At 63.9% G+C, this 12,863-nt stretch carries 11 protein-coding genes; 6 read left to right on the forward strand and 5 right to left on the reverse strand.

The features are described 5' to 3' along the window. Positions 1 to 19 precede the first annotated feature (19 nt). The 4 genes from HMPREF9710_RS09790 to HMPREF9710_RS09805 form a co-directional block, all read right to left on the reverse strand. On the reverse strand, positions 20 to 2,263 hold the full coding sequence (locus HMPREF9710_RS09790; RefSeq protein ID WP_005665921.1) for a RelA/SpoT family protein: 2,244 nt from the start codon (positions 2,261 to 2,263) through the stop codon (positions 20 to 22). Between the two features lie 79 nt (positions 2,264 to 2,342). Further along, positions 2,343 to 2,546, reverse strand: coding sequence for a DNA-directed RNA polymerase subunit omega (rpoZ, locus tag HMPREF9710_RS09795; protein WP_005665923.1), 204 nt, complete (start codon positions 2,544 to 2,546; stop codon positions 2,343 to 2,345). Between the two features lie 82 nt (positions 2,547 to 2,628). Beyond that, the gene (gene gmk / locus HMPREF9710_RS09800; protein WP_005665925.1) at positions 2,629 to 3,276 is read right to left on the reverse strand and encodes a guanylate kinase; all 648 of its coding nucleotides are present in this window, start codon (positions 3,274 to 3,276) and stop codon (positions 2,629 to 2,631) included. Between the two features lie 163 nt (positions 3,277 to 3,439). Continuing rightward, a complete protein-coding gene (locus HMPREF9710_RS09805) occupies positions 3,440 to 4,327 on the reverse strand; it encodes a YicC/YloC family endoribonuclease (RefSeq protein WP_005665927.1) in 888 nt (295 codons plus the stop codon). Positions 4,328 to 4,421: 94 nt separating this feature from the next. On the opposite strand from HMPREF9710_RS09805, the gene HMPREF9710_RS09810 reads away from it, so the two are divergent. The 5 genes from HMPREF9710_RS09810 (at position 4,422) to hemW (ending at position 8,995) form a co-directional block, all read left to right on the forward strand. Further along, positions 4,422 to 5,420, forward strand: a complete 999-nt coding sequence (locus tag HMPREF9710_RS09810) for a serine/threonine-protein kinase (protein ID WP_005665928.1) — start codon at positions 4,422 to 4,424, stop codon at positions 5,418 to 5,420. Positions 5,421 to 5,422: 2 nt separating this feature from the next. Then, positions 5,423 to 6,349, forward strand: coding sequence for a PP2C family protein-serine/threonine phosphatase (locus HMPREF9710_RS09815; protein ID WP_005665930.1), 927 nt, complete (start codon positions 5,423 to 5,425; stop codon positions 6,347 to 6,349). 25 nt (positions 6,350 to 6,374) lie between these two features. Beyond that, a complete protein-coding gene (gene rph, locus HMPREF9710_RS09820) occupies positions 6,375 to 7,106 on the forward strand; it encodes a ribonuclease PH (RefSeq protein WP_005665932.1) in 732 nt (243 codons plus the stop codon). 61 nt (positions 7,107 to 7,167) lie between these two features. After that, entirely contained in the window at positions 7,168 to 7,758 is a 591-nt protein-coding gene (rdgB, locus tag HMPREF9710_RS09825; protein WP_005665933.1) for an RdgB/HAM1 family non-canonical purine NTP pyrophosphatase, read from the forward strand. Between the two features lies 1 nt (position 7,759). Then, positions 7,760 to 8,995 carry a radical SAM family heme chaperone HemW gene (gene hemW / locus HMPREF9710_RS09830; RefSeq protein ID WP_005665935.1) on the forward strand — a complete coding sequence of 412 codons (1,236 nt, stop codon included), beginning with the start codon at positions 7,760 to 7,762 and terminating at the stop codon, positions 8,993 to 8,995. Positions 8,996 to 8,998: 3 nt separating this feature from the next. Here hemW and HMPREF9710_RS09835 read toward each other — a convergent pair whose 3' ends face one another. Then, the gene (locus HMPREF9710_RS09835) at positions 8,999 to 9,841 is read right to left on the reverse strand and encodes a zinc-binding metallopeptidase family protein (RefSeq protein WP_157225467.1); all 843 of its coding nucleotides are present in this window, start codon (positions 9,839 to 9,841) and stop codon (positions 8,999 to 9,001) included. A gap of 267 nt (positions 9,842 to 10,108) precedes the next feature. On the opposite strand from HMPREF9710_RS09835, the gene HMPREF9710_RS09840 reads away from it, so the two are divergent. After that, the gene (locus tag HMPREF9710_RS09840) at positions 10,109 to 12,817 is read left to right on the forward strand and encodes a type VI secretion system Vgr family protein (RefSeq protein ID WP_005665939.1); all 2,709 of its coding nucleotides are present in this window, start codon (positions 10,109 to 10,111) and stop codon (positions 12,815 to 12,817) included. Positions 12,818 to 12,863: the final 46 nt, after the last annotated feature.

Here is a 12,863-nt window from a genome sequence, read left to right on the forward strand (position 1 = left end):
TCAAGCACGTCGCCGATCGTTACGACCGCTCCCGCTCCACGCGATTGACCCCCGCCACCCGGCGCAGGTTGCGAATCAACTGCGCCAGATGCACCCGATCCTTGATCTGGATCGTGAAGCGCAGCTGCGTCATGCTGTGCTCGTCATCCTCGTCCATGCCGACATAGGTGATGTTGGCGTCCGACTCGCCGATCTCGGCGGCCACGCGGGCGAGAATGCCTTTTTCGTTGTTGATCAACAGGCGGATGCGGCAGTCGAAGCGGCGGTTGAGCTCGTCACCCCACTGCACCGCGATCCAGCGGTCCGGTTCCTTGGCGCGGATGCGCTTGGCCGGCAGGCAGTCGCAGGTGTGGACCACCAGCGCCTGGTCGCGCCGCAGCTGGCCGGTGATCTGGTCGCCCGGGATCGGCAGGCAGCAGGGCGCCAGTTGCACCGCCACGCCTTCGCTGCCATAGATCGTGACCGGCGCGATCTCGCTGGCGGGCAGGGGTTTACTCGACGGCAGCAGTTCGGGGTCGCCCTCCATCAGGCCGAAGATATGGCGCGCCACCAGGGCCGGCATGCGCTTGCCGATGCCGATGTCGGCATACATTTCTTCCATCGACTTGGCCGAGGTTTCGGCCAGCAGGCGCTCGATGACGGCGTCCGACAGGTCTGGCTTGATATTGCGTACGGCCAGCGCCTGGGCCAGCAATTCCTGCCCCAGGTCGACCGATTCGTTGACGTCGATCGCGCGCAGGTGGTGACGGATCGCCGAGCGCGCCTTGCCGGTGCGCACAAAAGTGAGCCAGGTCGGGCTTGGGCGCGATTCCGGGTCGGTGATGATCTCGACGATGTCGCCGTTGTGCAGCTCGGTGCGCAGCGGCTGGTCTTCGTTGTTGATCTTGACGCCCACCGTGTGGTCGCCGATGCCGGTGTGGATCGAGTAGGCGAAATCCAGGGCCGTGGCGCCGCGCGGCAGGGCGATGATCTTCGACTTGGGCGTAAACACATACACCGAATCCGGGAACAGGTCGACTTTCACGTGTTCGAGGAACTCAGCCGAGTCGCCGGTCTGCTGCTGGATGTCGAGCAGCGACTGCAGCCAGGCATGGGTGCGCTGTTGCAGGTCGGACATGTTCGAGTCGCCCGTCTTGTACAGCCAGTGCGCCGCCACGCCGCTCTCGGCGGTGCGGTGCATCTCTTGCGTGCGGATCTGGAACTCGACCGGCGTGCCGTAGGGGCCGATCAGGGTGGTGTGCAGCGACTGGTAGCCGTTGATCTTGCCGATCGCGATATAGTCCTTGAACTTGCCGGGCATCGGCTTGTACAGGGCGTGCAGGGTGCCGAGCGCCACATAACAGTTGGGCACGCTGTCGACGACGACGCGGAAGCCATACACGTCGAGCACCTGCGAGAACGACAGGTGCTTGTTGCGCATCTTTTTATAGATGCCGTACAGCGTCTTTTCGCGGCCATAGACTTCGAACTGCAGGCCGCTGGTCGCGAGCTGGTTCTTGACCGCCTCGAGGATCTTCTTGACCACTTCGCGGCGGTTGCCGCGCGCGGCCTTGATCGCCTTCGACAGCGTCTGGTAGCGCAGCGGATACAGGTGCGAGAACGAGAGGTCTTGCAGCTCGCGGTAGATATTGTTCAGGCCGAGGCGGTGGGCGATGGGGACGTACACTTCCATCGTCTCGCCGGCGATGCGGCGCTTCTTGGCCGGCACCATGACGCCCAGGGTGCGCATATTGTGCAGGCGGTCGGCCAGCTTGATCAGGATCACGCGCACGTCGGACGCCATCGCCAGCAGCATCTTGCGGAAATTTTCCGCCTGCGCTTCGAGCTGGCTCTGGAATTCGATCTTTTCGAGCTTGGACAGGCCGTCGACGAGGTTGGCGACCTGGGCGCCGAAACGCTCGATCAGTTCGTCTTTCTTGACGTCCTGGTCTTCGATCACGTCGTGCAACAGGGCGGCCATGATGGCTTGCGCATCGAGCTTCCACTCGGCGCAGATCTCGGCGACGGCGATCGGATGGGAGATATAGGGCTCGCCCGACTTGCGGACCTGGCCCAGGTGCATCTCGTCGGAGAAGCGGTAGGCTTCCTTGACCTTCTTGAGTTCGGCGGGCGTGAGGTATTCGGACAGCATCGTGATCAGCTGCGTGACCGATGCGACGCCGGGAGCGACGGGCTCGAGGTAATCGGGAGGACGATTGTCGGCACGCCGCTCGCGTGGAGCAGCAGGGTTGCGTGTATTGGTCGAATCTGGGGACAGGTTCATTACGTTAAATCGTCAAGCCGTAGTGATCACAGAATAACAGAAGACGGGATAACGCTAATCCAGGCAACCCCGAAGGGAATTACATCGGCACTTTTTTCAGCATTTCCAGGCCAACCTTGCCGGCGGCGATTTCGCGCAGGGCGACGACGGTCGGCTTGTCTTTCGCTTCGACCTTCGGGGTGTGGCCTTGCAGCAACTGACGAGCACGGTAGGTAGCGGCCAGGGTCAGCTGGAAGCGGTTCGGGACGTTCTTGAGGCAGTCTTCGATGGTAATGCGGGCCATGTGTGTGCTCCTGATATGCGAAAAAATTCAGTTCAAAACGGGTAACGACAACGGTGAAAAGCGCGCCTGAATGGCGCGCTGATCACGATTGAGGTTGATGCGCGTGGATTCCCAGCTGGGCAAACAGCGTAGCGTTGCGGGCGGCCTGTTGGGCGAACCGGCAACGTGTCGCTTTGACAATCGCCTGCAGTTCGGCCAGGGCGACGTTAAACTCTTCGTTGATGATAGCATATTCGAACTCCGGAGCGTGAGCCATCTCGCCGCCGGCCGCCAGCAGGCGGCGCGTGATGATGTGCGGCTCGTCCGTGCCACGCTTGTGCAGGCGCTCTTCCAGCGCCTCGATCGACGGCGGCAAGATGAAGATGCCGGCCGCGTCCGGGAACAGTTTCTTCACCTGGCGCGCGCCCTGCCAGTCGATCTCGAGCAGGATGTCGGTGCCGTTCTTCATCTCTTGTTCGACGGTCAGGCGGCTCGTGCCGTAGTAATTGCCGTGCACCTCGGCCCATTCCAGGAATTCGCCGCGTTCGGCGCGGGTGACGAAATCCTCGGCGGTAGTGAAGTGGTAATGCTCGCCATCCAGCTCGCCCGGACGCGGCTTGCGGGTCGTGGTCGAGATCGACAGCTTGATGCCGGGTTCCTGCGCCAGCAGGGCGTTGACCAGGCTCGATTTGCCGGCGCCGGACGGGGCGGCGACGATGAACAGGCTGCCGGAGAAGGCGTGTGGGAGCATGGTAAATCCTTTGTCAATACGTTGGTGCGGCGCGGGCCGCGGTAGTTCATGTAAACGCTGAACGCGTCGGCGGCGTAGCCGCCAACCCCACGTAGGGTTGACGGGTTTCCCGTCAACGCGTTCAACCGGCCCTGGATCAGCCGAAAAATCTTTTACTGCCGGATCACTCCAGATTCTGCACCTGCTCCCGCATCTGCTCGATGAGGAGCTTGAGTTCCATCGACGCATCCGCCAGCTCCTTGACCGAGGCCTTGGCGCCCAGCGTGTTCGCTTCACGGTTCAGTTCCTGCATCATGAAGTCGAGGCGCTTGCCGACCTGGCCGCCTTTTTTCAGGATGTGGCGGGTCTCGTTCAGGTGGGCCGACAGGCGCGACAGCTCTTCGGAGACGTCGATCCGGATGCCGTACAGCGTCACTTCTTGCCGGATCCGCTCCAGCACTTCCTGGCGCGTGAGCGTCGACGGATTGCCGTGGCCGGCCAGGCCCAGGGCGTCCTGCATGCGCTCGACCGCCTTGTGCTGGAATTGCGAAATGACTTGCGGGATCAGCGGCGTGATGCGCTTGACGATGGCTTCCATCGATTCGATGCGCGATTGCAGCATCGATTCGAGCGCCGCGCCTTCGCGCTTGCGGCTGTCGACGAAAGCGGCGATGGTGGTGGCGGTGAGGGCGGCCACATCAAGCTGGAGCGACTCCTGGCCGATCGTCGATTCTTCGATGACGCCGGGCCAGCGCAGCAGCTCGGCCACCGTCATCGGGGATGCCTGGGCAAAGTGACGCGTGACTTCGCCCTGCAGGCGGGCGAGGTCGGCCAGCAGTTCCTGGTTCAGTGCCGAGGAGCCGCCGCTGACCTTGCGGCCGAACGACAGGCGCACCTCGACCTTGCCGCGCGTGATCGCGGCCATGATCGCCGAACGCAGGTCGGGTTCCAGCGCGCGCAATTCGTCATTGATGCGGAACTGGAGATCGAGGAAGCGCGAATTGACGCTCTTGATTTCGATCGTGAGGGTTCCTGCAGCGCCTTCGCTGGTGGCGACCGCATAACCTGTCATGCTTGAAATGCTCAATGGGATCCCCGGTTTTTATTCTTTACAAAGCCGACATTTATCCACACAATCGCCCTGTTTAGCAAGGAAACCCACTTGGATGGCTGCACAGAATAACGCTCCCCTGCCCGATGGGCTGGACATTGCCGGATACCGCATTGTAAAGAAAATTGCGTCCGGTGGGTTCAGTATTGTTTACCTTGCCTATGACGGCGAGGGCAATGCGGTCGCCATCAAGGAGTATTTGCCGAGCGCGCTCGCGCTGCGCCAGCCGGGCGAACTGGTGCCCGTCGTCGCCAAGCCCCACCTGGCCGTGTTCCGTATCGGCCTCAAGTGCTTTTTCGAAGAGGGCAGGGCGCTCGCGCGCATCGTGCACCCGAATGTGGTGCGCGTGCTGAACTTCTTCCGCGCCCACGACACCGTCTACATGGTGATGGCTTACGAATCCGGGCACTCGCTGCAGGAACACATCGCGCGCGCCGCCGCCAAGGGCAGCCGCCTGGGCGAGGGGTTCGTGCGCCAGGTATTTACGGGCGTCTGCGCCGGCCTGCGCGAGGTGCACGCCAACAAGCTGCTGCACCTCGACCTCAAGCCCGCCAACATCTACCTGCGCACCGACGGCTCCCCCTTGCTGCTCGACTTCGGCGCCGCGCGCCAGACCCTGCACAGCGATGCGCCGATGCTGGCGCCGATGTACACGCCGGGCTTCGCCGCGCCCGAGCTGTCCGCGCGCGGCGCCAGCCTCGGACCGTGGACCGATATCTACAGCCTGGGCGCCGCCATGCTGGCCTGCATGAGCGCCACGACGCCGCAGTCGGTCGAGGCCCGGCGCGCCGGCGACCGGCTGCTCGAGCAGCTGGATACATTGGTGGGACGTTATTCGCCCGAGCTGATCGACCTCGTGCAATCCTGCCTGGCGCTCGATCCGCTCGCGCGTCCGCAGAGCGTGTTCGCGATCCAGAAAGCGCTGCAGGCCGCACCGGCGGCGCCGCGCGCGGTGGCGTCCGCATCGGTGTCCCCATCGGCGCCGGCACAGGCGCGCGGCGGCTGGCGCGCGCTCGTCGACCGTCTCGGCGCCTTCGGGCGCGGCCAGGGGTAATCATGCAATTCTCCGTCTACCAGCAAAGCCATATCGGCGGCCGCAAGGTCAACCAGGACCGCATGGGCTACTGCTTCACGCGCGACTCGCTGCTGCTCCTGCTGGCCGACGGCATGGGCGGGCACATGAACGGCGAGATCGCCGCGACCATCGCGCTGCAGACGGTGTCGATGATGTTCCGCATGCAGGCGCGTCCCTACGTCAAACGCCCCGAGCGCTTCCTGGAAGAAGCGCTGCTGCAGGCCCACCACGACATCCAGGCCTATGCCGCCACCCACGGCCTGCCCGAGATGCCGCGCACGACCGTCGTCGCCTGCCTGGTGCAGCACAACTGCGCGGTATGGGCCCATGCCGGCGACTCGCGCCTGTACTGGGTGCGGCGCAACCAGGTGCTGGCGCGCACGCGCGACCATTCGCATTTCGAATACCTGGTCGACCGCGGGCGCGCCGATCCGAGCGAGCGCGCGACCCACCCCGACCGCAACAAGCTGTACAACTGCCTGGGCGCCTCGAGCGCGCCGAAGATCGAGCTGTCGCACCAGGTCAGCCTGCAGCCGGGCGACGTGCTGCTACTGTGCTCCGACGGCCTGTGGTCGATGCTGCCCGAGGCCGAGATCGTGCACCGCCTGGCGACCGGCAGCGTGGTGCAGGCCGTGCCCGCGATGGTGCAGACCGCGGCCGCCGTCGGCGGCGCCCAGGCCGACAACACGACCGCGCTGGCCATCGCCTGGCAGGGCGCCGACACCGCGCAGGCCGGCCTGCCCAATGTGATCTCGACCCAGCTGCTGGGCGAGGACATGGTCAGGTCGACCATCGTCGGGGCCGAGTCCGCACCGGGTGGCGCGGACGCCTTCGGCGATGACGACATCGAGAAAGCGATCGCCGAGATCCGTGCGGCGATCGAGAAGTCATCCCAGGTCATCAAGTAAATAAGCAAACAAGAAAGCAACCATCATGACATTTGAACAGCGCCCCAGCGGCCGCGCGGTCGACCAGCTGCGTCCCGTCTCCATCACCCGCAACTACACGCGCCACGCCGAAGGCTCGGTGCTGATCGAGTTCGGCGACACCAGGGTGATCTGCACCGCCAGCATCGAAGAGAAGGTGCCGGGCTTTTTGAAGGGCAAGGGCCAGGGGTGGCTGACCGCCGAATACGGCATGCTGCCGCGCTCGACCCACAGCCGCATGGACCGCGAAGCCGCGCGCGGCAAGCAGAGCGGCCGCACCCAGGAAATCCAGCGCCTGATCGGCCGCTCGCTGCGCGCCGCCTTCGACCTGGAAGCCTTCGGCGAGCGCACGCTGCACCTCGATTGCGACGTGATCCAGGCCGACGGCGGCACCCGCACGGCAAGCATCACCGGCGCCATGGTGGCGGCCCATGACGCCTTCGGCAAGCTGGTGGCGGCCGGCCTGATTCCGGCGATCCCGGTGCGCCATTTCGTGGCGGCGGTATCGGTGGGCGTGTATCGCGGCGAGCCGGTGCTCGACCTCGACTATCCGGAAGATTCGGATTGCGATACCGATATGAACGTGGTGATGACCGAGGCCGGCCACTTCATCGAAGTGCAGGGCACGGCCGAAGGCGCGGCGTTCGACCGCGCCGGCATGAACCGCCTGCTGGACCTGGCGCAGCAGGGCATCGCCGACCTGATCCACCTGCAGAAGCAGGCCTTGCGGCTCCTGTGACCTGCATGGGGTGTGTGAAGCCGGTAAAATAGCCGGCTTATCCAATCCAACCCGCATAACCATGACCCAACGCCTGATCCTCGCCTCCAATAACGCCGGCAAGCTGAAGGAGTTCGCCCAGCTGCTCGGCCCCATCGGTTTCGAACTGCACCCGCAGGGCGAATTCGACGTGCCGGAGGCGGAAGAGCCGTTCGGCACCTTCGTCGAGAACGCGCTGGCCAAGGCGCGCCACGCGTCGCGCCTGACCGGCCTGCCGGCGCTGGCCGACGACTCGGGCGTGTGCGTGAATGCGCTCGGCGGCGCGCCGGGCGTGTATTCGGCGCGATTTGCCGGCGAGCCGAAATCGGACGCCCGCAACAACCAGAAGCTCGTCGCCGACCTGGCAGGGCTTGCCGACAAATCGGCCTATTACTATTGCGTGCTGGTCTATGTGCGCCATCCGGACGATCCGCAGCCGGTGATCGCCGACGGCCGTTGGAATGGCGAGATCATCGCCAATCCGCGCGGCGAGAACGGCTTCGGCTACGATCCGCATTTCCTGATCCCGTCGCTCGGCAAGACCACCGCCGAGCTGGCGCCGGAACAGAAGAACGCACTGTCCCACCGCGGCCAGGCGCTGCGCGCGCTGGTCGAGAAACTGAAGTCCGCCTGACATGATCCCGATTAAAGTCGCCGCACCCGGGCCGGGCGAGCCGCGTTCGCCGGCCAGCGCCGCGCTGCAATACCTGCAGCCGGGCGCGCTCAACCTCTCCGCCTTGCCGCCGCTGTCGCTGTACGTGCACTGGCCCTGGTGCGTGCGCAAATGCCCGTACTGCGACTTCAATTCGCACGAGGCGAAGGGAGAGTTGCCCGAGCAGGCCTACCTGGACGCGCTGCGCCTCGACCTGGAGCAATCGCTGCCGCTGATCTGGGGCCGCAAGATCCACACCGTCTTCATCGGCGGCGGCACGCCGAGCCTGATGTCGGCCGCCGGCCTGGACCGCCTGATGTCCGACCTGCGCACCCTGCTGCCGCTGGAGCTGGACGCCGAGATCACGATGGAAGCCAATCCCGGCACCTTCGAGGCCGAGCGCTTCAAGAGCTACCGCGCGAGCGGCATCAACCGGCTGTCGATCGGCATCCAGAGCTTCCATCCGGCGCACCTGAAGGCGCTGGGCCGCATCCATGATGGTGACGAAGCGTTGCGCGCGGTCGAGATCGCGAAGAACACCTTCGAGAACTTCAACCTCGACCTGATGTACGCGCTGCCGTCGCAGACCCTGGAAGAGGCACGGCGCGACCTGGAAACGGCGCTGTCGTTCGCGCCGCCGCACCTGTCGCTGTACCACCTGACGATGGAACCGAACACGGTATTCGCCAAGTATCCGCCGGCGCTGCCGGACGACGACCTGAGCGCCGACATGCAGGACATGATCGCCGAGGTGACGGGCGCCGCGGGCTACGAACACTACGAAGTCTCGGCCTATGCCCAGCCGGGCCGGCGCGCGCGCCACAACCTGAACTACTGGAAGTTCGGCGACTACCTCGGCATCGGCGCCGGCGCACACTCGAAGCTCTCGTTCCCGCACCGCGTGCTGCGCCAGGCGCGCTTCAAGCAGCCGGCGTCGTTCATCGAGGCCGCCAGGCGCGGCAATCCGGTGCAGGAAGAACACGAGATCGGCCGCGCCGACATGGGTTTCGAATTCATGCTCAACGCGCTGCGTCTGACCGGCGGCTTCGATCCGAACCTGTTCGGCGAACGCACCGGCATGAACATCGGCGCCATCACGAAGGCGCTGAACGAGGCCGAGGCGAAAGGGCTGATCTACCGCGACCACAAGCTGATCAAGCCGACCGAGCTGGGGCAGCGCTTCCTGAACGACCTGCAAGAGATGTTCCTGGCCGAGTAAGGCCTAGATTTCAACCGCGCCGGCCAGCGCCTCCAGGGTGCGGGACAGGCCACCCACGATGCGCGCCATGCCGTCGTAGTCGTTGCGATCCTGCGTCCGGTTTTGCTCCTGGTCGGGCTCAGCCCCGGCGTGGAAATAAGGGAAGCGCAGGAAGCCGGCATCGGTGATCACCAGCGCAGGCCCGTCTTCCGGCCCGCTGCCATGCCCCGACAGGGTGAGTCCCATCACGTGGGCCGGCGCCGCCAGTCCTTGCCGGGCTTGCATCGGATCGTTGCGCAAGGCGGCCAGCGCCTGGCGCACCTGGGTCGACGATTCGCGCGTTCCAATGAAGGCCATGAAGTTGCCGCCATCGCGGCGCGCGGCGATGGCGCGCCTGTCCGCTCCTGCGGCAGGTTCATCATTCACGAAAAAGACGAAGCGGACTTCGGTGCCGTAGGCGGGATGCAGCGTCCTGGCCGCGCGCGCCAGTTCGAGCACGGCGGCGGCGCCGGCGATCCCCGCAGGGGCATCCTGGTCGAGGTGGGCGCCGACGATGAAGGTGCGGGCGGGGCGCTCGCCGGGCGCCAGCCTGGACACCGCCACCTCGATGCTGCGGCCCGGATGCGCCGCGTCGCCGCCTTGCCGTACGTGAGGGGAGTAACCGTAGCGCCGCAACGAGGTTTCGACATGGCGCAGCGCGCTGTATGGCGTGGCCGACGCGGCGGACGCCAGCGCCTGGGTGTGCATCTGCAGGCGCATCGCCAGCGGCGGCACACTCGACCTGGTGTCGAGGGTCACCAGGGCCAGCACGATCGCCAGCAGGATCGCGAGGATGACTTTCCAGTGTGAGTTGAAAAAATTGCGCATGGCGTCACACTGCGCCGCGGGGCGCATCGTCGACAGTCGATGGAGCCAGTGTATCCAAATCGCTGGCCGCACGCCCCGCCGCACTGGCAATTCCGCGTTACAACTTGGACAAGACGGAACGTGCCGGTTTTCGTTGTCCCACGCGCAGGCGCGCCCGGCTGCGGTGCCAGTGGAGAGTTGCGCACCATCAACCTCGTGGAAAGGTGCCATGGCTATGATCGGGTTTGCTCATAGGCATTAGCGAACTGCTCACATGAGGTGGATACCGTGATTATCGATAAGTTTGCCGCCGCTGCTGGTAGTTTGACCGACATGAACCGCGCCATACGGCTGCGTCTGTCCACCCCAAGCGGTATCGTCGACGATCTGCTGCTGGTGAAATATGTCAGCGGGGTCGAGACGATCTGCGGGGGGATTGAATATGCGCTGCAGTGCGTGTCACTTCAGGCGGGCATGGAGCTCAAGCGCTTCATCGCCAATCCGGTCGAACTTCAATTCGTGACAGACTCGGGCAAGCTTCGTACCGTATGCGGGATCATCGGTGGCGTGATCGAAGGGCAGAGCGACGGCGGGCTTGCAACTTACCAGTTGATGATTCGGGACGCTGTTTCGCTGCTCGAGCAAACCTGCAATACACGGGTTTTCCGCAATCGCAACGAGATCGACATCACCGAAACCATCTTGCGCGAGTGGCGCCAGGCCAATCCGATCGCGGCGGCCGCATTTCGTTTCGAGTGGGGCGGGTTGAAGCAGTATCCACCACGCGAGTTTACGATGCAGTACAACGAATCCAACGCTGCTTTCTTGCGGCGTCTCTGGAAGCGTCGGGGTATCGCATGGTTCATCAAGGCGGGCGCCTCGAATGAACGAGGAAGCAGCGATGTCCCGGTCCATACGCTGGTCCTTTTCGATAGTCCTAACGCGCTGGAGCAGAATCCGGCCGGTGCGGCGCGCTACCACCGTGATCACGGTACCGAGCAACGCGACAGTATCACCTCCTGGCATGCGGTACGTAACCTGACGGCTGGACGTGTCAATCGCCATAGCTGGGATTACGCTCAGACGTGGTCCATGACTAGCCAGGAAACGAGTCTCGTCGATCAGGGAGCGATGGGGAATCAGTTCGCTGCCAGTCTCGATGAGTACCTGATCGATTCGCCACATGCTGGTGACAATGGCGACGACTATCGGAGCCTTGGCGTGCTGCGCATGCAACGCAAGGAATACGAGGCCAAGTTCTTCCAGGGAGAAAGCGGCGATCGGGACATGCGGGTTGGGCAGTGGCGTCGCATCGATGGGCATCCGGAGATCGATACCCATCCAGCTGATCAACGGGAATTCGTCTGCACCGAGCTGCGGGTGGAAGCCGAAAACAACTTGCCGAAAACGCTCGACGAAAAGGCCGGGCGTCTGTTCGCCCTGAACCGCTGGAGCGGCGATCGCGCCGCCTTGATGCATGCCAGTGCTGAACGCGGCGTGCGTTACACGAACCGATTTACGTGTGTGCGGCGGGGGATCCCGATCGTTCCCGCCTACGATCCGCGCATCGAGCTTCCGCGAACCGAGGCGCAGACCGCTATCGTGGTCGGACCTGTGAATCAAGAGATCCACTGCGACGAGCGTGGTCGGATCAAGGTCCGATTCCCTGCGTGCCGGCCGGAAGACCATGCGCATGCGGATGGCGCTGGCGCTTCCGGCAGTGATCGTGATTCGGCCTGGTTGCGCGTTGCTTCAGGGTGGGCGGGTAACGGATATGGGGCTATCTCCCTGCCGCGCGTCGGCGACGAGGTCGTCGTCGTGTTCTTGGGCGGCGATCCGGACAAACCCCTCATCATCGGGAACGTCCATGGCGCTCGAACGCCGTCACCTTCGTTCAGCCGCAATAGCGTTCTTCCCGGCGACAAGCACCTTTCTGGAATCGTGAGCAAGGAAGGGCAAGGGATGCGGGCCAATCAGCTTCGCATGGACGACACGCCGGGGCAGATCAGTGCGCAGCTTGGGAGCGAACACGCGCATAGCCAGCTGAATCTCGGTTATCTCACGCAGCCAAGGCGTGACGGTTCGGCCCAGTCGCGTGGCGAAGGTGCAGAACTGCGTACTGACGCAGCGTTGTCCTTGCGGGGCGGGCAAGGGATTCTTATCAGTGCAGATGTGTCACTGCGCGCTGTGGGGCGGTTGCTCGATCGCGATGGATTGGCTGGCCTCGCAGAGGCGTTGTCGACTATACAGACGCAATTGGCAGAGCTGGCCGAGACGCATGAGACGGATGCAGTCGAAGGAGAATCGCTGGCGCAGCTTAAGTCGCATCTTGAGCAATGGGAGGATGGCAGCAACGCAGCGGGCAGATCGGCGTCGGGAGAGGGCGGGAAGCCGATTGTCGCTATCGAAGCGCCGGCCGGAGTGCTGCTGGGTAGTCAGGCGGGCGTGGCGATTGGGGCGCAGAGCCATATCGATCTGGTCAGCGTTCGAAATACGCAGGTTTCGGCCGGACGCAAGTTGATCCTTCATGCCCTGCAGGGAATCAGTTTGTTTGCGCATTCACTGGGGGCCAAGTTGGTTGCGGGAAGCGGAAAGGTTGAAATCGAGGCGCAGGATGAGAACGTGGAGATCACGTCGGCGAAACGTATCGTCCTTTCCGCCACCGAAGAAATCGTCTTGCAATCCCCGAAGGTGACGGTTGTGACCCAAGGTGCGCAAGTGGCACTCGGGGATGGCGCAATTACGCATCAATGCACTGGCAGTTTCACAGTCAAATCTTCGAAAACCGAGTTTCCAGGTGCTGGTGACGGAGGTTCGCTTTCCATGCGCATGCCGAAGAACATGGTTGAACATGACCAGCGCGTGCGGTTGGCGGATCTATCGACTGGTGAGCCGCTTGGCAATCAGCGTTATCGGGTGACATTAGAAGATGGACAGGTCATTGAAGGCACCTCGTTATACACAACTCGTCAGTCTCCAAGTTCGCGTAGTGCTTGAAGGGTGAGAGCTGAGGCGCGCACGTCGCGCAGCCCTTCCCAGAGGG

This window comes from Massilia timonae CCUG 45783 (assembly GCF_000315425.1).
GTDB lineage: Bacteria > Pseudomonadota > Gammaproteobacteria > Burkholderiales > Burkholderiaceae_D > Telluria > Telluria timonae.

Coding starts and splice junctions, on each gene's coding strand:
- HMPREF9710_RS09790 (WP_005665921.1), bottom strand. CDS start 2,263: ATGAACCTGTCCCCAGATTCGACCAATACACGCAACCCTGCTGCTCCA.
- rpoZ (WP_005665923.1), bottom strand. CDS start 2,546: ATGGCCCGCATTACCATCGAAGACTGCCTCAAGAACGTCCCGAACCGC.
- gmk (WP_005665925.1), bottom strand. CDS start 3,276: ATGCTCCCACACGCCTTCTCCGGCAGCCTGTTCATCGTCGCCGCCCCG.
- HMPREF9710_RS09805 (WP_005665927.1), bottom strand. CDS start 4,327: ATGACAGGTTATGCGGTCGCCACCAGCGAAGGCGCTGCAGGAACCCTC.
- HMPREF9710_RS09810 (WP_005665928.1), top strand. CDS start 4,422: ATGGCTGCACAGAATAACGCTCCCCTGCCCGATGGGCTGGACATTGCC.
- HMPREF9710_RS09815 (WP_005665930.1), top strand. CDS start 5,423: ATGCAATTCTCCGTCTACCAGCAAAGCCATATCGGCGGCCGCAAGGTC.
- rph (WP_005665932.1), top strand. CDS start 6,375: ATGACATTTGAACAGCGCCCCAGCGGCCGCGCGGTCGACCAGCTGCGT.
- rdgB (WP_005665933.1), top strand. CDS start 7,168: ATGACCCAACGCCTGATCCTCGCCTCCAATAACGCCGGCAAGCTGAAG.
- hemW (WP_005665935.1), top strand. CDS start 7,760: ATGATCCCGATTAAAGTCGCCGCACCCGGGCCGGGCGAGCCGCGTTCG.
- HMPREF9710_RS09835 (WP_157225467.1), bottom strand. CDS start 9,841: ATGCGCAATTTTTTCAACTCACACTGGAAAGTCATCCTCGCGATCCTG.